Here is a 17,886-nt window from a genome sequence, read left to right on the forward strand (position 1 = left end):
CTTTCTCGGCACGGAAATCCCGGCGCCCGAGATCACCCGGGTGGCGGAGTCAGCCCCTCCCGGATCGCCAGCAGCGCCGCCTGCGTGCGGGACGAGAGCTGCAGCTTGCTCAGCACGTTGCTGACGTGCGTGCGCGCGGTGCGCTCGCTGATCACCAGCGTGTCCGCGATCTCCCGGTTGGCGAAGCCCCGTGCTACGAGCACCAGGATCTCCCGCTCGCGCGCGGTCAGCGCCGAGAGCCCGACCCGGGGCGCGGCCATCCGCCGGGTGAGCTGCTTGGCCACGGCCGAGTCGAGGTGGACCTCACCGGCCGCGGCGGCGCGGATGGCCGTGGCGACCTCCTCGGGCTCGGCATCCTTGAGCAGGTAGCCCGCGGCTCCCGCGGCGAGCGCGGTGTGCACGCGTTCGGCCTCGCCGAAGCTGGTCAGGACCACGACCTTCACGTCCGGGTGCTCGGCGAGGATCCGCTTGGTCGCCTCCGCGCCGTCCATCCGGGGCATCTGCAGGTCCATCAGCACCACGTGGGGCAATGGCCGCTCCAGCGTCCGCCATTCGCGCAGCAGCTCGATCGCCTGCTCTCCGTCCCCTGCCTCGCCGACCACTTCGAGAGCGGGCTCGATCTCGACGAACGCGCGCAGCCCGCGCCGCACCACCACGTGGTCGTCGACGAGCACGATCCGGATCACTTCGGGGCTCATCCGGTCGCCTCTTCCCACACCCGCCGCAGCGGCACCGCCGCCCGCACCGTCCAGCCCCCGCCGGGGCCCGGCCCCGCCGCGAACCGCCCACCCCAGCGCTCGGTGCGCTCGCGCATGGACACCAGGCCCAGCTGTTCGCGGTTGCCGAGGGGCTCGCCGCCACCGGCGCCGTCGTCCCGGATCCGCACGACGAGGTCGCCGGCCTCGACGCGGAGACCGACCTCGACGGTTGACGCCCGGGCGTGCTTCACGACGTTGTGCACCGCCTCGCAGACGATCCGGTACAGGTCCTCCTGCACGTCGAGCGCGCCGGTCATCCGCAGCTCGTCGGCCGTGACCACGTCGATGACCAGCCCGGTCCGAACGCGCACGCTCTCGGCGTGCGCGCGCACGGCGGCGACGAGGCCGTGTTCGGCGAGGTCCAGCGGCCGCAGCTCGAACACCAGCAGCCGCAGGTCGGAGAGTGCGCTGGCGGACAGCTCGGCGAGCTCCTCGGCGATCGGGCGGATGTGCTCCAGCTCGGCGTCGCGGCCGTCGAGCCGGCGGCGCAGCGCCTTCGCCTGCATGCGCATCGAGAAGAGCTGCTGGACCACCGAGTCGTGCAGATCGCGGGCCAGCCGGCGGCGTTCGTCCGACTGCACGCGCGTGCGGGTCTGGGCCAGCAACGACGCCGTGTCGATCGCGACGGCGGCGTGGTCGGCCATCGCCTGCAGGAACGCGAGCGAACCCGCGCCCGGGTCCTCCCCGGCGCGGTAGTAGGCGTTGATCACGCCGACGGTGCGGGCGCGGACCACCATGGGCATCGCGACGAAGCCGTCCCAGTCCGGCCGGTTCATGATCTCGTGCAGCGGCTCCCACGCCGGGTCGGCCATGATCGCGGCCTTGCGGTGCGGTTGCACCACCGGCTCGCGGCCGACGAACGCGTCGAAGAACCGCACGTGCGCCCCGAGCCGCCGGCACGCGCTGAGGCGGTCGACGAAATCCTCGGCCGGACCGAATCCCGCCATGCCGAGGATGCGCAGGTCGGCGGCCGGATCGTCGAGCGCCAGGATCTGGACGGCGACGATGTTGGCCGTCATCACCATCTCGCGGGCCACCGCGTCGAGGGTGGCCCGCAGCGAGAACGCCCCGGCCACGCTGGACGCGGCTCGGGCGATTGCGGTGAGCCGCTCCTGCTGACGCCGGACATCCGTGCGGTCGCTGAACCAGACCGCCTGCCCGCCGCCGGACAGCGGCGTCAGCCGGTACTCGAGATCCAGGACCCGTCCGCCCGGCACCGGCCAGCGCACGAGCTGCCGGCCACCGTCCGGCGCCACTGCGCCGGGGTCCGCCGAGCCGGGCGCCACGGGATCGGGCGCGAACGGTGCCGGCTCGCCGATCAGGTCGGCCGCGGCCGAACCGAGCAGGGCCGCGGCCGAGTCGTTGAGGGCGGCGAACCGCCCCGCGGCGTCGAGCACGGCGAGCCCGTCGGCGGACACCGAAACAAGGGCGTGCAGATCTTCCGGCGACAGTTCCGGTCTGGTTCCGCTCGGACTCCGTTGCCCTGGCATGGCCCCATTATGCGGTGCCGCAGGGCAAATCACGCCGACGGCCGCACCGATGCGGCGGACCGGTCTTCCGTCGACGTCGCGCGCCGGACGCTGAGCCCGACCGCGGCCACCAGGCTCACCAGCGACAGCGCGGCGACGTACAGCGCGACGGCGGTCGACGATCCGCTCGCCCCGAACAGCGCGGTCGCGACGAGCGGCGTGACCGCGCCGCCGACCATCCCGCCGAGCTGGTAGGCGATCGAAATCCCGCTGTAGCGCACTCGCACGTCGAAGATCTCCGTGAACAGCCCGCCTTGGGCCCCGGCCATGATGCCCTGGACGAGCGCGGCGACGGCGAAGGAGACGAACGCCGGGCCCGCGGCGCCGGTGTCCACCAGCAGGAACATCGGCACCGGCCACAGCACGGCGGTCACCGCGCCGAGCACGTACACCCGCCGGGAGCCGAACCGGTCGCTCGCGAGGGCGGCCAGCACGATCGCCCCGATCCAGATCGCCGTCGAGGCCAGGATCAGCCAGAGCAGGGTGGTCCGGTCGAACCCGACCACGGTCGTCCCGTAGGTGAGCATGTAGACGGTCACGGTGTAGCCGATCGCGGGCGGAGCGATCGAGGCCAGGCTCGCCAGGACCAGCGTCACCGGCTGCCGGCGGACCAGCTCGGCGAACGGCGCCCGGTTCGTGGCCCGCTCCCGCTTGGCCTTCGTGAACTCCGGCGCGTCCTGCAGCCGGCTGCGCACCAGGAGCCCGCCCACCACGAGGAAAACGCTGAGCAGGAACGGGATCCGCCAGCCCCAGGCCAGGAAGTCGGCGTCGGACAGGCCGGACACGGCCAGGAAGGCGAGGTTGGACGTGAGGACCCCGACCGGCACGCCGAACTGCGCGAAGCTGCCGTAGACCGCGCGGCGGCGTGGGCCGGCGTGCTCCGAGGCGATGAGGACCGCGCCGCCCCATTCCCCGCCGACCCCGAAGCCCTGCAGCACTCGCAGGAGGACGAGCAGCAGCGGCGCACCGACGCCGATCGCGGCGTAGGTCGGCAGGACGCCGATGAGCGTGGTCGTGCCGCCGGTCAGCAGCAGGGTGAGCACGAGCATCGACCGGCGCCCGATCCGGTCGCCGAAGTGCCCGATCACCGCGCCGCCGAGGGGGCGGGCGACGAAGCCGACCGCGAACGTCGCCAACGCCGCGAGCGTCCCCGCGGCGGAGGAGAACTTCGGGTAGAACACCGATCCGAACGCCAGTGCCGCGGCGGTCCCGAAAATGTAGTAGTCGTACCACTCGATCGACGTGCCGACGAGGCTCGCGGCGATGAGGGTCTTCTTCGACGGACGCGTCGACGGTGCTGGGTCGGCCATGGATCCGTACTCCTCGCGGGCGGTTCGGCCCGTGCGGCACACCGGACGAACCGGACCGCACGTCCCACCGAGGAAAGCAGAGAACGGCGTGCCGGGCACGGCCGCGACGGCTCATCCGGCCTACGTCTTTTGTCGCGGTGCCACTGATCGAGAATGTCCTTTGAGGACAGTCACACCGCGCGGGCCGGCTACGCCGAACGAGTGCGTATTCACGCCGTTGATATCGCGTATCCCGACTTTCTGCTTCCGCCGGACGCGGCGGGCTCCTTACAGTCCGAACCGTGAAGATAGTCGTTTCGCGACTCGACGAGTTCCCGCCGGGCGAGCGCCGGATCGTGCAGGCGGGGCGCAGGTCGATCGGCGTGTTCCGGGTCGGTGACCGCTTCTACGCGATCAACAACCACTGTCCGCACATGGGCGGGCCGCTGTGCCTCGGCCGCACCAAGCCGTGGGTCAGCTCCGCCGCGCCGGGCGAGTACGCGATGGCCGAGGAGGAGGCCCTCCTCGCCTGCCCGTGGCACGGCTGGGAGTACGACCTCGAGACCGGCCAGTCGTTCCTCGGCCCCGGCGAGCCGCCGGCCCGCACGTACTCGGTGTCCGTGGAGCCTCGCGTCGGGGAAGGCACCGTCGCGCCCGATCAGGTCTCGGCTCCCGAGCCCGGCGCCAAGGGCGGGCGCCGCCCCGGCCCGTACGTCACCGAGACCTACCCCGTCCGCGTCGAGGACGCCTACGTGGTGGTCGAGACCAGCCCACACCCGGCGGCCAGGCCGGGCCCAGTCGGAGGTGCGTCATGACAAGCACGCTGCCCACCGGTGCGTCGTCGCCGGGCGCCGCGGCCACGCGGGCCGGATACCCGATCGTCGACACCGACATCCATCCGAGCGCACCGGCCGCGGAGATCCGGGCCCGGTTGAGCGGAGCGCACCGGGAACGCTGGGAACTGTTCGGCGGACGGGTGCCGAACCCGCCGGAGTTCTACCCGCGCGTGCGCAACGCCGGCTTCCGGCTCGACTCGTGGCCCGAGGCGGGCGGCATCCCCGGCAGCGACCTGGGCACGACGCAGGCGCAGCTGCTCGACGAGTTCGGCGTCGACCACGGAGTCCTGATCCCCTTGCAGGGACACACCTTCGGTGCCGAGGAACCGCGGTACTCCGCGGCTCTCTGCGGCGCGCTCAACGACTGGCTGGCCGAGGAGTGGCTCGCGCCCGAACCGCGGTTGCGCAGCTCGATCGCGATCCCGACCGAGTCCCCCGACCTCGCCGCCGACGAGATCGCACGGCGCGCCGGCGACCCGCGGTTCGTGCAGGTGCTCCTGCCCACCGGGGGCGAGACCGGGTTCGGCGCGCGCCGCTACTGGCCGATCTACCGGGCCGCGGCCGACGCGGGCCTCCCGGTCGCGGCGCACACCGGCGGGATCGAGCAGCACCGCGGCGCCGGGTGGCCGTCGTTCTACCTCGAAGAGCACGTCTGGAACGGCAACATGATGGCGGCGCTGGTCACGAACCTGCTGTGCGAAGGCGTCTTCGAGGAGTTCCCGTCGCTGCAGGTGATCTGCGTGGAGGGCGGGATCGTCTGGGCCGCGCCGCTGATGTGGGCGCTCGACGAGGCGTGGCCGCGGCTGCGCGCCGACGTGCCGCACCTGCGCAAGCCGCCTTCGGAGTATCTCCGCGAGCACCTCTGGTTCACCACGCAGCCCATCGAAGAGCCGGACGACCCACGCCACCTCGCCACCGCACTGGAGCACGTCGGGATGACCGATCGGATCATGTTCGCCTCGGACTACCCGCACTGGGACTTCGACTCCCCGCGGCTGGCACCGCGGCTGTTCCCGTCCGAGGCGCGGGAAAACATCATGGGGGCCAACGCCTGCCGGCTGTACGGGCTGCCGGCGCGAGCCACGGAGGGGACGCGATGAGCGTGTCCTCCGCCGGGATCGCGATCGGCACCGTCGACACGGACGTGCACTGCGCACCCGCGTCACTGGCCGAGCTGGCGCCGTTCCTCGACGAGTACTGGCGCGAGTACCTCGTGGACGGCGGGCAGACGCTGTCACCGTCGCAGGGCGGGGCATACCCGCCGCTCGCACCCACCAGCGCCACGCCCGAAGCGCGGGCCGCGGGTCTCCTGCCCGCGACCGAGGTCGAGCAGGTGCGCTCCGCGGTGCTGGATGCGGAATCGCTCAAGCTCGCCGTGCTGAACTGCACCACGTCGTTCCACTGCAACCGCAACCCGTACTACGAGGCCGCACTGACCCGCGCGGTCAACGACTGGCTCGTCGAGAAGTGGCTGAGCCGCGACGGCCGGCTGCGGGCGAGCATGGTCGTGCCCACCCTCGACACCGCGGCCGCAGTCGCCGAGATCGACCGCCTCGGCAGCCACCCGCAGATCGTGCAGGTGCTGCTGCCGGTGCGCACCGACGCGCCGTGGGGCAACACCCGCCACCGCCCGCTGCTCCGCGCCGCCGCCGAGCACGGTCTCGTCGTCGGCCTGCACGCGTGGGGGCGGCTCGGCCAGGCGCCGACCCCGAGCGGGCTCACCCACACCTACCTCGAGGACTACCTCGCCAACTCGCAGATCCTCGTGCAGGCGCAGGTCACCAGCCTGATCACCCAAGGCGCCTTCGCCGATCTGCCCGAGCTGCGGGTGACGTTGCTGGAATGCGGGTTCTCGTGGCTGCCGGCCCTGCTGTGGCGGTTCGACAAGGACTGGAAGGGCGTCTGGCGCGAAGTGCCGTGGCTGACCGGCAAACCTTCGGAGGTCGCGCGGCGGCACCTGCGGCTCACCACGGCGCCGGCGCACCTGCCGCAGGACCCGCTCCAGGTCAGGCCGGCGCTCGACCTCTTCGACGCGGGCACGATGCTGATGTACGCCAGCGATCATCCGCACGACCACGGCACCGGCGGGCAGCGGCTGCTGGCGGCGCTGACCGACGGCGAACGGGAGCGGGTCCTGGCCGGCAACGCCGACGCCTGGTACTCGTTCGGCGCGTGATCCTCGAAGGTTTCGCGGACCGTTCCGTCTCCACGCCTGCGGGCGGCCGGCTCCACGTCCGCATCGCGGGCTCGGGTCCGCCCGTGGTGCTGCTGCACGGCTATCCGCAGACGTCCGCGATGTGGCACCTGGTCGCGCCGGCGCTCGCACGGGACCACACCGTCGTCCTGGCGGACCTGCCCGGATACGGCGACAGCGTCGCCCCGCCGGGCGCCGGCGTCGCGGCGTTCGGGAAACGGGCGATGGCGGCGGAGGTGGTGGCGGTGATGGCGGCTCTCGGGTTCGCCCGCTTCGCGGTGGTCGGCCACGACCGCGGCGCCCGCTGCGCGTACCGGCTCGCCCTGGACCACCCCGCCGCGGTCACCGCGCTCGCCGTGCTGGACATCCTGCCCACGGCCGACGTCTTCGCCCGCGTCGACGCCGCGTTCGCGCGCTCGGCCTGGCACTGGTTTTTCCTGGCCCAGCCGGGCGATCTGCCCGAACGCCTCATCGCCGCCGACCCCGACGCCTTCTTCCTGCGCGGAAGCGAGCACCTCTTCGCTCCGGAAGCACTCGCCGCGTACCGCGCCGCCTACCACCGGCGCGACGTCGTGCACGCCGTGTGCCAGGACTACCGGGCCGGCGCCACGGTGGACGTCGCCGACGACGAGGCCGACCGGGGCCGGCGGTTCATCACCTGCCCCACCCTCGTTCTCTGGGGCCGCCACGGCCCGCTCGGCCGCGAGCCCGCCGTGCTCCCGACGTGGCGCGCCTGGTCCCCCACCGCCGACGGCCACGCTCTCGACTGCGGGCACTACCTCGCCGAGGAGCGCCCCGCCGAGACCTTCACGGCGCTGCGGACCCTGCTGCGGCCGTGACCGCCACTGGTGCGGGTCCCGGTGGGTACCGATTTCGCGACCGTCGCGGGGTTCCGCCAGGTCGGCGGGACCCCGCGACGGGGCACGGCGGGAGGTGGCGAGAACGGGTCACCGCCGACGTGGGCCTACTCCCCCGATTCCTCCGCCGGCTTGACCGTGCGGCCCAGGGTCGCCGCGGCGAGCAGCGCGGCGACGACGGCCGCGATACCGCTGATGAGGTAGCCGAGCGAGTAGCCGTGCCCGAGAGCATCCACGGCCAGCCGGACCGCCGCGGCTTGGGGCGCGGCCGGCGGGGCCGAATTCACCGCCAGCGGACCTCCCGCCTTCGCCACGGCCGCGGCGGCCGCTTTGGCATGCTCGGGCAGCGCACTGGCCGCGAGCGACGTGGTGAAGTCCCCCGCCGCCCGGCTCAGCGCCACCGCGCTGATCACGGCCGGGCCCAGGGTGAACCCGAAGTCCCGCAGCAGGCTGGTCGCGCCGCTCGCCATGCCCGCGAGCCGCACCGGCACCGTGTTGACCGCCACCGCGCTGATCGACGTCACCGTCAGCGCGAACCCCAGCCCCACCGCCAGCAGGGGCCCCACCAGCGAGCCCAGGCTCCGGTCCGTGATGGGCACCGTCGAGGCCCAGAGATCGCCGACGCCGGTCAGCAGCAAGCCGCCGCTGAGGATCCAGCGCGGGCTGACGTGCTCGATCAGCCGGGAGGTCAGCGGGGCGACCACGAGCGTCACCCCGTTGAGGACCACGAACGCGGCCGCGGCGAGCAGCGGGCTCTGGTGCTGGACCGGACCGAGCCGGATGCTGGTGCTGTAGGCCGTGGCCACGAAGCTGAACATGCCGACCACGGTCACGAAAGCCGACACCGTGAACGCCCGGTTGCGGAACACGTCCAGCCGCAGCAAGGGGGCCGGCGAACGCAGTTCGACGACCACGAACAGCGCGAGGAACACCGCCGCGATCACGAACGCCACCACCACGGCCGTGCTGCCCCAGCCGTCCGTACCGCCTTGGATGACCGCGTACAGCAGCGCGAACAACCCGATCGCGATCGTGATCTGGCCCGGCCAGTCGAGCGAGCGGCCTTCGGGCGCCCGCGAGTCCGTCGCGAACATACTCACGATGCCGCTCAGCGCGGACAGCACGATCACGACGACGAACGCCCACTTCCACGATCCGTTGTCGGCGGAGATCCCGGAGATCACCGGGGCCAGTGCGGCCCCCGCGGCCAGCGATGCCGCCCACAGCGTGACACCGCGCGCTCGTTCGTGGCCGGTGCGGGTCCCGATGGCGACCACGGCCAGCGAGGTGGGGAACAGTGCGGCCGCGCCGAGCCCCGCGATCGCCCGGCCGGTCCACAGCTGGCCCGTGCCGGCGGCGGTGGCCGTCACGAGGTGCCCGGCGATGAGCGCCACGGCACCCAGCACCAGGAGCCGTTTGCGGCCGAACTTGTCGCCCAGCACGCCGAACGTGAGGGCGAGCGCGGTGACCGGGAGCAGGGAGGCGTCGGTGATCCAGGCGATCTCGCTGCCGTCGGCGTGCAGCCGGCTCTGGAAGAGTCCGTTGAGGACGGTCGGCATGGCGATGGTGATCTCGGCGACGCACACGGCCAGGCAGGCCGCGAACAACGTCGCGAAGCCGAGTTTCGCGTCAGGTCTTGACTTCGGAACGGCGACCACGCTGGCGCCGTCGGTTTCGTAGGTCGAGGAACTCATCTCCGCTGTCCTTTCAGCGTCGGTCCCAGGATCAGGAAGTGGGGAGCCGGTCGAGCAGCTCGGCGAACTTGGCCGCGACCCGGTCGCGCAGCTCGGGTGAGGCCTCCGCGACGGCGGGGAACTCGCGGCCGAACGGACGGACCGCGGTGATCAGCGCGCGCGAGTTCGTGGTGGTCGCGCGGTCGAGGCGCGGATCGAGCGGGCCGCTCCACGTGCCGCGGATCAGGTCGATGTCCTGAGCCGGATCGCAGCGCGTGGACATGGCCCACAGCACGTCGAAGGTGTTGGTGGGGTCGATGTCGTCGTCGACGACGACCACGAAACGGCCGAGGTACGAGCTGGACTGGCACGAGGCGGCCAGCAGCGCGGCTTGCTTCGCGTGCCCCGCGTAGGCCTGCTTGATCGAGACGACGGTGAACATCCGGGCCGCGCCGGCCTCGTGACACCACACGCCCCGGACCCCGGACAGGCCCGCCCGCTCGATCTCGTCCCACACCATGCCGGCCTTCATCACGCACTTGCTGTAGGAGAAGTTCGACGGCGGGCGGATCGGCGACGCGACCGTGAGGATCGGGTTGTCCCGGTGGTAGACCCGGCGAACTCGCACCACCGGTTGCTCGCTGCGGCCGCCGGCGTAGTAGCCGGTGAACTCGCCGAACGGCCCTTCGGGCGCCGTCTCGCCGGGGTGCAGCTCACCTTCGATCACGAACTCCGCCGCGGCGGGCATCGGCAGTCCGTACAGTTCGGAACGGACCACCTCGATCGGGGCGCCCCGGTGCCCGCCCGCGTAGTCGTATTCGGACAGTCCCCAGCGCAGCTCGTTGCCGGAAGCGAGGAACAGCAACGGGTCGTGGCCGCACGAGATCAGCACCGGGCACGGCTTGCCCTGGGCGAAGTACTTCTCCCGGATCTGCCGGCCCTGCTTGCCCGGCGAGATCCACAACCCGGTCCGGTCCGGGCCCTGGACCATCGACCGGTAGGTGCCGATGTTGACCCAGCCGTCGTCGGGATCCTGCATGATGACCAGGTCGTCGGTGCCGAGGTAGCGCCCGCCGTCCAGCTCGTGCAGCCGCGGCGCCGGGATCGCGGTCAGGTCGATCTCGCCCTCGCGCAGGATGTTCTCCAGCACCGGACCACTGTCCACTTCGGACGGCGGAATCGGCTGGTGGGTCTGCATCCGTTCCCGGTAGGAGTTCACCGCGTCCAACGGGTGGTCCGGCCGCGGAAAGCCCATCGTCAACGCCAGCCGCTGCGCGGAGTTGGTCGCGCCGGAGAGCACGCGGAACCCCTTGCCGTCACCGGCGAGCTTCTCGAACAGCAGTGCCGGTGCGCCCTCGCCGCCGCGATGGGCGACCAGCTCGATCAACGTGCCCAGCTCCAGGTCCGGATCGGCCTCCGGGACGCGGACGAGCTGGCCGAGCTTGTCGATCCGGTCGACCAGCTCGCGCAAGTCCTCGTGGGGTTTGGGATAGTCGTTGTACACGCCTCACTCCTTTTGGGCACGACGGTAGGCTGAAGCCGTCCGGTCCCGGAATCTTGCCGTCGGACAATTCTTCTGTGCGGGACGGCGCGATTCACCTCGGAGGTGACCCGCCGCGACGGGGAAAAATTCCCACGAAGTCCACAGTAGACCGGCACAGAACCCGCGCCGGAGTCTTCTCTCGTTCCCCCGCAGGGGTCAGAACCAGCGCGGAAGCGCCGGCAACTCGCCGCTTTCCGTGACCACACCGGCGGTTCCGCGGCCGGTCACCCAGCGCACGAGATCCGGCAGATCACCCGAAACGGTCGTGCCGCCCTCCCCCAGGACGATCGGCGCCCGGCCCGTGGGGGCGAGCACCAGGTGCACCGGCTCCTGCCGCCGGCGCCATCCCCGCAGCACATCGGCGAGCAGCTCGTCGAGCAGATCGCCGGGGAACTCCCGGGTGGTCGCACCGTTGGCCAGGTCGAGGGCGTGCACCCACACCTCGCGGGTGCGCATCCACGCCGTCTCCCGGACCGGCACCAGCCGGCCCAGCGCGGTCCGGACCTCCGCGTCCCAGGAGGTGTCCGGCAGGTCGCGCCACTCGGTGTCGAGGTGCGCGGCGGCGTGGGCGACCAGGCTCCGCAACGCGCGGGCCGGCAGGGTGGCCCCCGCGTGGATCTCCGACTGCCGTTGCTCCGCCGAGGCGTACATCGGGGTCTCGGCGCCGGTCCGCGCCCAGGTGAGCAGCCGCGTCAGAGCCCGGGCGTTGTAGCCCACGTGGGCGAGGATGTGCCGGCGGGACCAGCCCGGCAGCAGGCTGGGCTCGTCGAGCTCGGCGTCGGACAGTTCACCGAGCTTGCGCGCGAAGTACGCCGTGCCGCGCCGGGCCCAGAGCAGTTCGTGGGCGGGCGCGTGGGGCGAGTCGTAGCGGGCGCCGGGCCCCTGCCGTTCCCGCAGAGCCGCGCGCGCCGCGTCCTCGGAAGTGACGCTCATGCGCCGGCCGCGGCTCGATCCGGCCCGCCGCTCACCTTTTCCGCCACCGCGACGTTGACCAGCTCACCGATCCCGTCGATGCGCGTGGTCAGCGTCTGGCCCGGTGCGAGGTAACGCTGGGGCTTGCGCGCGTGCCCCACGCCGCCGGGTGTGCCGGTGGCGATGACGTCACCCGGCTGCAAGGTGACGATCGTGGAGATGTAGCGCACGAGTTCCCCGGCGTCGAACACGAGGTCGTCGAGCGGGGTCTGCTGCAGCTGTTCGCCGTCGACGGACGTGACGAGCCGGGCGCCGGCGGGCAGTTCGTCGGGCGTCACGAGCACCGGCCCGAGTGGCGTGCTGTTCTCCCACGTCTTGCCCTGGAGCCACTGGGCCGTGCGGTACTGGTAGTCGCGCATGGTGACGTCGTTGAGCACCGAGTAGCCGGCGATGGCCGCCACCGCTTCGTCGGCCGAGGCCCGGCGCACGCTCGTGCCGATGACGACGGCGAGCTCACCTTCCCAGTCGACCCGGTCGGATTCCGGCGGCAGCAGGATCTCGTCGCGGGGCCCGACCAGAGCTTCGGGGTACTTGGCGAACAACGTGGGGAACTCGGGGAGCTCGCGGCCCATCTCGAGGATGTGGTTGCGGTAGTTCAGCCCCACACAGACGATCTTGCCGGGCCGCGGCACGACCGGCGCGAGATCGGCGGTGCCGAAGTCGTGCCGCGCACCGTCCGCGGTGGCGGCCCGGTCCAGACCACCCGCCTGCAGGAGGGCGCCGACGTCGGCGAACCCGGTCTCGATCGCCGTCGTGCCGTCAACCCGTACGGCGGCGGTCGTCCCGCCGATCCGGATCGTCGCCAGTCTCATCGCTCTTCTCCTTCGACGTGAGTGCGGTGGAAGTGCAGGCGTTCCATGATCGGAGCGTCCGAGAAGCGGAAGAGGTCGAACGAGCTCTCGGCGCGCAGGGACCAGGGCACCCAGGAGGGCACGACGAACAGGTCGCCCTTGTCCAGCCGGTGCTCGACGCCGTCCAGGACCACCTCGCCGCGGCCCTCGAACACCTGGAACACACTGGACCCGACCTCGCGCCGCGCCCGGGTCTCGACGCCCGCGCGCAAGCGGTGGAACTCGGCGCGGATCGTCGGCATGACGTCGCCGCCGGTGGTCGGGTTGACGTAGCGCACCGCGGCGTGGCCCGGCCCGACGGTCGCGGGCTGGCCTTCGTCCTCGAGCAGGAGCTGCTCGGTCAGCGCCGCGTCGGTGTGCGCCCAGCGGTAGGCGGCGATCGGCGAGGACACCGTGTCCTGCAGTCCGGAAAGCGGACGCAGGCCCGGGTGCCCCCACAACCGCTCGCTGCGCGAGAAGTTCGGGGTCGCGTCGTCGGTGACCCGGTCCGCGCCGAACTCGAAGAAGCCGACGTCGGCGTAGTGGGTGAACGGGATGTCCAGGCCGTCGATCCAGGCCATCGGCTGGTCGGTTTCGTTGTGGTGGCCGTGAAAACGCCAGCCGGGGGTGAGCAGGAAATCACCGCGGGACATGCGCACCGGGTCACCGTCCACGACCGTCCACACGCCCTCGCCCTCCACGACGAAGCGGAACGCGTTCTGGGAGTGCCGGTGCTCGGGCGCCACCTCCTTCGGGCCGAGGTACTGGATCGCCGCCCACAGCGTCGGGCTCGCGTAGGCGAGACCCGGCAGGCCGGGATTGGCCAGCGCGATCGCGCGGCGCTCACCGCCACGCCCGACCGGCACCAGCTCCCCGGCGCGCTCCGCCAGGGGGTAGAGCGTCGACCACCGCCACACGTGCGGCACGGCCTTCGGTTTCGGGTGCATCGGCATGAGGTCGTCGATCTGCGTCCACAGTGGAATGAGGTGCTCGGACTCGAAGTCCCGGTACAGCTCCGTCAGCTCCGGACTGTCCCCACTGGTCATCTCGTTCGCGGCCGGGCCACGGCCGATCACCTGCTCCGTCTCCGGGGACATGCGCACTCCTCTGGCGTTCGGCGGTCTTCCCGGAGCGTAGGCAGAGCCTTCCGGACAACGCAAAGGCGACGTATGGTTTTTCTGTGGAGCGGAATTCCGGCCCGTATCGAATCGAAGCGGTGGACCGGGCGCTGACGCTGCTGACCCTGCTGTCCGAACACGGCCGCATCACGGTGACCGAGGCGAGCCGGGAACTGGGTGTGGCACCGTCGAGCGCGCACCGGCTGCTGTCGACGCTGTGCGAGCGCGGATTCGCGGTGCGCGGCGACAAGCGGCAGTACCGGCCCGGGCCGGAGCTGCTCGCCCTGGCCACCCCCGGCTGGGCGCCGCCGCTGGCCGACCGCGTCCGGCCGTACCTCGAGCGCCTGCACGCGGACGTCGGCGAGACCGTGCACCTCATGGTCCGCGCCGCGGCCGAAGTCCGGTTCGTCGACGGCATCGAGAGCCACCACCCGCTGCGGGTGGGCTTGCGGACCGGCTCGCGAATGCCGGCGTACCGCACGTCCGGTGGCAAAGCGATGCTGGCCGACCTCGACCCGGCGGAGGTCACCGCGTTGCACACGGCGGGGCTACCCGCTTGGCCCGGCGAGAAGATTCACGACGTCGCGGCACTGCACCGAGAGCTCGATGCGGTCCGCCGCAACCACTTCGGACTCAACCAGGACGAAAGCGAGCCCGGCGTCACGGCGATCGGCGCGTCGATCGGGGTCATCGACGGTCAGCCGGTCGCACTGGCGGTCGCCGTCCCCACGGCGAGGTTCGCCTCGGCGGGCTCCGAGGCGATGGCCGCGCACCTGCTCCGGACCTGCGGCGACGTCCGGGAGGCGCTCAGCGCCCGAGCCCGGTGACGCGTCACAGATCGGCCGAGGCCCGCCGGCATTGTTCCTCGATGGCCTTGGCGAGTTCCGGGATCCGGGACCGCGGGCACCGCGGGCTCGGCAACGCGACGGCGAACGCCGCGAGCGCCCGGCCGCTGCCGTCCCGCACGCAGGCACCGATCGCGACGATGCCGCGGTCGCTCTCGCCGTAGTTGGTCGCGTACCCGCGGCGGCGGATCCCGGTCAGCTGCTGCAACAGGGCCGCCCGGTTCACGGTGCCGCTGCCCGGCAGGGCGGGCAGGTCCCGCGGGTACAACGCGGTGAACTGCTCCTTCGACAGCTCGGCCAGCAACGCCTTGCCGCCCGAGGTGACGTGGGCGGGCAGCAGCATCCCCGTCCTGGCCCCGACCCGGAGGATCTGCGTGCTCTCCACGCAGTCGAGGAACCGGGTGCCGTTGCCCTCCAGCACCATCAGGTGGCAGGTCTCCCCGAGTGCCTGGCTCAGCTCCGCCAGGTGGATGTGTAGCGCCGCGCGCAGATCCAGTGGTGACGGCCCGGGCCGCACCATCCGCTCGAACGCCGGCCCCGGCCGGTACACCTTGTGCGAGTCCTGCACCGCGAACCCGCGGTGCCGCAACGTGATCAGCAACCGGTGCGCGGTGGACCGGGCGACACCCAGCTCGTCGGACGCCTCGCTCACGCGAAGCCGCCCGCGCTGGGCCAGCAGTTCCAGCAGCCGAAGCACGTTGTCGGCCGATTCAACCAGGTACCCCGACTCGTCCCGCATAGCAGAATTCTACAACCCACAGATTCCGGTGGATGGGCGCGCGAACTTAAAGTCCAGGCACAGCCCTCAAGGAGGAGGTCGTATTGTCCGCCGCCACCATCGACATCCGCACGGAACTGCGGACCGCTCCGCTCCGGCCCTTCCACTGGTTGCTGGTCCTGCTCGTCGCGCTGGCGACCCTGTTCGACGGTTACGACACCTTCATCCCGTCGTACATGATCCACTTCGTGGTGAAACCCTGGCATTTGTCCGGCGGGGCAACCGGTTTCCTGGTGTCGTCCGCGTTGATCGGGTTCGCCGTCGGCTCGCTGGTCCACGGCGTCGTCGCCGACCGGATCGGCCGCCGTCCCACCCTGATCGCCGGCCTGCTGATCGCCGGGGTGTTCAGCGTGCTGACCGGCCTCGTCGGCACGACGTTCCCGGCGTTCGTCACGCTGCGCGCGGTGACCGGGCTGGGCCTGGGCGTGCTGCTGCCGCTGGGCACGGCGTACGTGAACGAATACCTGCCCGAGCGGGTGCACAACCGGCTCACCGTGCTCGGCGGCACCGGCTTCGCCCTCGGCGGCGTGCTGGCCGCGGTCCTCGGCGTCGCGCTCACCGAGGGCGGCCACTGGGAGTCGCTGTTCTACGTGGGCGGTGCCGCCGCGGTGCTGGGCGTGATCTACCTCGCCGTGTTCCCCGAATCCGTGGAATTCCTGGTGGCCAAGGGAAAACAGGAACAGGCGGTGCGCTTGCTGTCCCGGCTGCGACCCGAGCGTGCTCAGTCCTACCGCGAACTCGGGCTGTCCGTCGACCGGCAACCCCGGGACTGGCGGCTCGTGCTCGCGCCCCGCTTCCGGACGCGAACGGTGGCGCTGTGGGTGTCTTCTTTCCTGCTGCTCTTCGGCGTCTACGGGCTGTCCACCTGGACACCGCAGCTGATGATCGCGCGCGGCGAGACCTTCGCGACCGGGTACGCCTTCGGCGCCGTGCTGCAAGGGATGTCCATTGTGGGCGCCCTGCTCGGCGGCCTCGTCGCCGACCGCTACCTCGGCGCCCGGCGCAGCCTGATGCTCTGGTGCGGCCTGGGCGCGGTGGCCACGCTCGTCGTCGCCGCCGGCGGCTCGACGGCGCTGAACATCGTCGCGATCGGGTTCGCGGGGTTGTTCATCATCGGTGGCCAGTTCCTGCTCAACAACATCTGCGCGGCCACCTACCCGGTTCAGGCCCGTGCGACCGGCGAGGGCGCGATGCTCGGCGTCGGCCGGGTCGGCGGCATCCTCGGCCCGTCGATCGGCGGCGCGTTGCTCAGCGCGTTCGGCGGCAGCGCCGTGCTGTTCGTCGCGGTCGCGGTGGCCGCCGTGCTCGCCGTGGTCAGTACGTCCTTTGTGCTCGTTCGAAATCACGCACCTCGCCGGGTCGCCCCGGCGGCACCCAGAGAAGAAATGGAGCACTGATGTCCGAAGTCGTCATCATCGGTGGAGGCATCGGCGGCCTTACCCTGGCCCTCGAACTGCACGCCGCCGGCGTCGACTGCACGGTCCACGAAGCGGTCGACGAGCTCTCGGCCGTCGGTGTCGGGATCAACCTGCTGCCGCACGCCACCCGGGAACTGACCCGGCTCGGTCTGGCGGACGAGCTGTCCGCCGTCGCGATCGAAACCGAGAGCTCGCTCTACTTCAACCGGTTCGGCCAGCGCATCTACACCGAGCCGACCGGCCGGACCGCGGGCTACGCGTGGCCCCAGTTCTCCATCCACCGCGGCGACCTGCACGACATCCTGGTGCGCGCGGTCCGCGACCGGCTCGGCCCCGACCGGCTGCTCACCGGACGGCGCTGCGTGGCGGTCTCGCAGGACGCCACCGGGGCCACGGCGGAGTTCGAGCAGGGCAGCGTGCGCGGCGCGGTCGTCGTGGGCTGCGACGGCGTGAACTCCGTCGTCCGCCGGCAACTGCACCCGGACGCCGGCGGCACGGTGTACTCGGGTTACAACATGTGGCGCGGGGTCACCCCGTGGCCCGCGATCCTCGGCGGCGCCAGCATGATCCGCGCCGGCTGGCTCGCCACCGGGAAGCTCGTCGTCTACCCGATCCGCGACCACGTCGACGCCGAGGGCCGCCAGCTCGTCAACTGGGTGGTGGAGATCGAAACGCCCCAGCACGCCGACCGCGACTGGAACCGCACCGGACGGCTCGAGGACTTCCTGCCCGCCTTCGCCGATTGGCACTTCGACTGGCTGGACGTGCCGGCCCTCCTGTCCTCGTCCACGACGATCCTGGAATACCCCATGGTCGACCAGGAACCACTGCCCCGGTGGGGCACCGGCCGCATCACCCTCCTCGGCGACGCGGCACACCCCATGGTCCCCAGGGGCTCCAACGGCGCCGGACAGTCCATTTTGGACGCCCGCAAGCTGGCCACCGAGCTCGCCGCGACCGACGACGTGGTCTCCGCCCTGTCCGCCTACGAGGCCGAACGCATCCCGGCCACCGCCGCCGTGGTCCGCGCCAACCGCACCACCCCACCCGACGCCATCCTGCGCGAGGTCTACGAACGCACCGGCGACCGCCCCTTCGACCGGCTCGAGGACGTCGTCGACCCCCAGCAACTGGAGGCAATCCTCAGCAGGTACAAGGAGATCGCCGGGTACTCGCTGACCTCACTGTCAGCCCGGCCCTGACCAGGACGGGCGCCCACGATCGCCGGGCGGCTCCTGGCGCCCGG

16 protein-coding genes are annotated in these 17,886 nt (G+C 71.9%); 7 read left to right on the top strand and 9 right to left on the bottom strand.

What is annotated here, in order from left to right:
- Positions 1 to 32: 32 nt before the first annotated feature.
- The 3 genes from ACQPXB_RS32565 to ACQPXB_RS32575 all read right to left on the bottom strand — a co-directional run bounded on the left by ACQPXB_RS32565 (position 33) and on the right by ACQPXB_RS32575 (position 3,597).
- A complete protein-coding gene (locus tag ACQPXB_RS32565) occupies positions 33 to 698 on the bottom strand; it encodes a response regulator (protein WP_432845557.1) in 666 nt (221 codons plus the stop codon).
- On the bottom strand, positions 695 to 2,176 hold the full coding sequence (locus ACQPXB_RS32570; protein WP_432845558.1) for a histidine kinase: 1,482 nt from the start codon (positions 2,174 to 2,176) through the stop codon (positions 695 to 697). Before ACQPXB_RS32570 ends, ACQPXB_RS32565 begins: the two co-directional genes overlap by 4 nt.
- Positions 2,177 to 2,277: 101 nt before the next feature.
- Positions 2,278 to 3,597 (bottom strand): MFS transporter, encoded by a 1,320-nt coding sequence (locus ACQPXB_RS32575; RefSeq protein ID WP_432845559.1) that lies wholly within the window; start codon positions 3,595 to 3,597, stop codon positions 2,278 to 2,280.
- 281 nt (positions 3,598 to 3,878) lie between these two features.
- Here ACQPXB_RS32575 and ACQPXB_RS32580 point away from each other — a divergent pair, with 281 nt between their 5' ends.
- The 4 genes from ACQPXB_RS32580 to ACQPXB_RS32595 are packed head-to-tail and all read left to right on the top strand — an operon-like array spanning position 3,879 to position 7,445.
- Positions 3,879 to 4,391 (top strand): Rieske (2Fe-2S) protein, encoded by a 513-nt coding sequence (locus tag ACQPXB_RS32580; protein ID WP_432845560.1) that lies wholly within the window; start codon positions 3,879 to 3,881, stop codon positions 4,389 to 4,391.
- Positions 4,388 to 5,512, top strand: coding sequence for an amidohydrolase family protein (locus tag ACQPXB_RS32585; RefSeq protein ID WP_366589945.1), 1,125 nt, complete (start codon positions 4,388 to 4,390; stop codon positions 5,510 to 5,512). The genes ACQPXB_RS32580 and ACQPXB_RS32585 overlap by 4 nt, the downstream gene beginning before the upstream one ends.
- Complete coding sequence (locus ACQPXB_RS32590; RefSeq protein ID WP_432845561.1) at positions 5,509 to 6,588, top strand: amidohydrolase family protein; 1,080 nt, start codon at positions 5,509 to 5,511, stop codon at positions 6,586 to 6,588. The genes ACQPXB_RS32585 and ACQPXB_RS32590 overlap by 4 nt, the downstream gene beginning before the upstream one ends.
- Positions 6,585 to 7,445, top strand: a complete 861-nt coding sequence (locus tag ACQPXB_RS32595) for an alpha/beta fold hydrolase (protein ID WP_432845562.1) — start codon at positions 6,585 to 6,587, stop codon at positions 7,443 to 7,445. Before ACQPXB_RS32590 ends, ACQPXB_RS32595 begins: the two co-directional genes overlap by 4 nt.
- 125 nt (positions 7,446 to 7,570) lie before the next feature.
- On the opposite strand, the gene ACQPXB_RS32600 is transcribed toward ACQPXB_RS32595, so the two are convergent.
- The 5 genes from ACQPXB_RS32600 to ACQPXB_RS32620 all read right to left on the bottom strand — a co-directional run bounded on the left by ACQPXB_RS32600 (position 7,571) and on the right by ACQPXB_RS32620 (position 13,527).
- Entirely contained in the window at positions 7,571 to 9,157 is a 1,587-nt protein-coding gene (locus ACQPXB_RS32600; protein WP_432845563.1) for an MFS transporter, read from the bottom strand.
- Between the two features lie 31 nt (positions 9,158 to 9,188).
- Positions 9,189 to 10,640, bottom strand: coding sequence for a UbiD family decarboxylase (locus tag ACQPXB_RS32605; RefSeq protein WP_432845564.1), 1,452 nt, complete (start codon positions 10,638 to 10,640; stop codon positions 9,189 to 9,191).
- Between the two features lie 195 nt (positions 10,641 to 10,835).
- Positions 10,836 to 11,612, bottom strand: coding sequence for a maleylpyruvate isomerase family mycothiol-dependent enzyme (locus ACQPXB_RS32610; protein ID WP_432845565.1), 777 nt, complete (start codon positions 11,610 to 11,612; stop codon positions 10,836 to 10,838).
- On the bottom strand, positions 11,609 to 12,463 hold the full coding sequence (locus ACQPXB_RS32615; protein ID WP_432845566.1) for a fumarylacetoacetate hydrolase family protein: 855 nt from the start codon (positions 12,461 to 12,463) through the stop codon (positions 11,609 to 11,611). Before ACQPXB_RS32615 ends, ACQPXB_RS32610 begins: the two co-directional genes overlap by 4 nt.
- Positions 12,460 to 13,527: a cupin domain-containing protein gene (locus ACQPXB_RS32620; protein WP_432856879.1), complete on the bottom strand. Its 1,068-nt coding sequence runs from the start codon at positions 13,525 to 13,527 to the stop codon at positions 12,460 to 12,462. Before ACQPXB_RS32620 ends, ACQPXB_RS32615 begins: the two co-directional genes overlap by 4 nt.
- A gap of 170 nt (positions 13,528 to 13,697) precedes the next feature.
- On the opposite strand from ACQPXB_RS32620, the gene ACQPXB_RS32625 reads away from it, so the two are divergent.
- Positions 13,698 to 14,426, top strand: coding sequence for an IclR family transcriptional regulator (locus ACQPXB_RS32625; RefSeq protein WP_432845567.1), 729 nt, complete (start codon positions 13,698 to 13,700; stop codon positions 14,424 to 14,426).
- Between the two features lie 4 nt (positions 14,427 to 14,430).
- Here the strand turns inward: ACQPXB_RS32625 and ACQPXB_RS32630 are convergent, their stop codons facing one another.
- On the bottom strand, positions 14,431 to 15,183 hold the full coding sequence (locus ACQPXB_RS32630) for an IclR family transcriptional regulator (protein ID WP_432845568.1): 753 nt from the start codon (positions 15,181 to 15,183) through the stop codon (positions 14,431 to 14,433).
- An 83-nt stretch (positions 15,184 to 15,266) separates the two neighbouring features.
- Here ACQPXB_RS32630 and ACQPXB_RS32635 point away from each other — a divergent pair, with 83 nt between their 5' ends.
- Together ACQPXB_RS32635 and ACQPXB_RS32640 are read left to right on the top strand one after the other, a co-directional pair.
- Positions 15,267 to 16,619, top strand: a complete 1,353-nt coding sequence (locus ACQPXB_RS32635) for an MFS transporter (protein WP_432845569.1) — start codon at positions 15,267 to 15,269, stop codon at positions 16,617 to 16,619.
- Positions 16,619 to 17,842 (top strand): flavin-dependent oxidoreductase, encoded by a 1,224-nt coding sequence (locus ACQPXB_RS32640; protein WP_432845570.1) that lies wholly within the window; start codon positions 16,619 to 16,621, stop codon positions 17,840 to 17,842. Before ACQPXB_RS32635 ends, ACQPXB_RS32640 begins: the two co-directional genes overlap by 1 nt.
- Positions 17,843 to 17,886: the final 44 nt, after the last annotated feature.

The sequence above is a fragment of the Amycolatopsis sp. CA-161197 genome (assembly GCF_050942255.1).
Taxonomy (GTDB): Bacteria; Actinomycetota; Actinomycetes; order Mycobacteriales; family Pseudonocardiaceae; genus Amycolatopsis.

Excerpts from the sequence above, each read along its gene's own strand:
- ACQPXB_RS32565 (WP_432845557.1), bottom strand. The coding sequence starts at position 698 with ATGAGCCCCGAAGTGATCCGGATCGTGCTCGTCGACGACCACGTGGTG.
- ACQPXB_RS32575 (WP_432845559.1), bottom strand. The coding sequence starts at position 3,597 with ATGGCCGACCCAGCACCGTCGACGCGTCCGTCGAAGAAGACCCTCATC.
- ACQPXB_RS32585 (WP_366589945.1), top strand. The coding sequence starts at position 4,388 with ATGACAAGCACGCTGCCCACCGGTGCGTCGTCGCCGGGCGCCGCGGCC.
- ACQPXB_RS32590 (WP_432845561.1), top strand. The coding sequence starts at position 5,509 with ATGAGCGTGTCCTCCGCCGGGATCGCGATCGGCACCGTCGACACGGAC.
- ACQPXB_RS32600 (WP_432845563.1), bottom strand. The coding sequence starts at position 9,157 with ATGAGTTCCTCGACCTACGAAACCGACGGCGCCAGCGTGGTCGCCGTT.
- ACQPXB_RS32610 (WP_432845565.1), bottom strand. The coding sequence starts at position 11,612 with ATGAGCGTCACTTCCGAGGACGCGGCGCGCGCGGCTCTGCGGGAACGG.
- ACQPXB_RS32615 (WP_432845566.1), bottom strand. The coding sequence starts at position 12,463 with ATGAGACTGGCGACGATCCGGATCGGCGGGACGACCGCCGCCGTACGG.
- ACQPXB_RS32620 (WP_432856879.1), bottom strand. The coding sequence starts at position 13,527 with ATGACCAGTGGGGACAGTCCGGAGCTGACGGAGCTGTACCGGGACTTC.
- ACQPXB_RS32630 (WP_432845568.1), bottom strand. The coding sequence starts at position 15,183 with ATGCGGGACGAGTCGGGGTACCTGGTTGAATCGGCCGACAACGTGCTT.
- ACQPXB_RS32640 (WP_432845570.1), top strand. The coding sequence starts at position 16,619 with ATGTCCGAAGTCGTCATCATCGGTGGAGGCATCGGCGGCCTTACCCTG.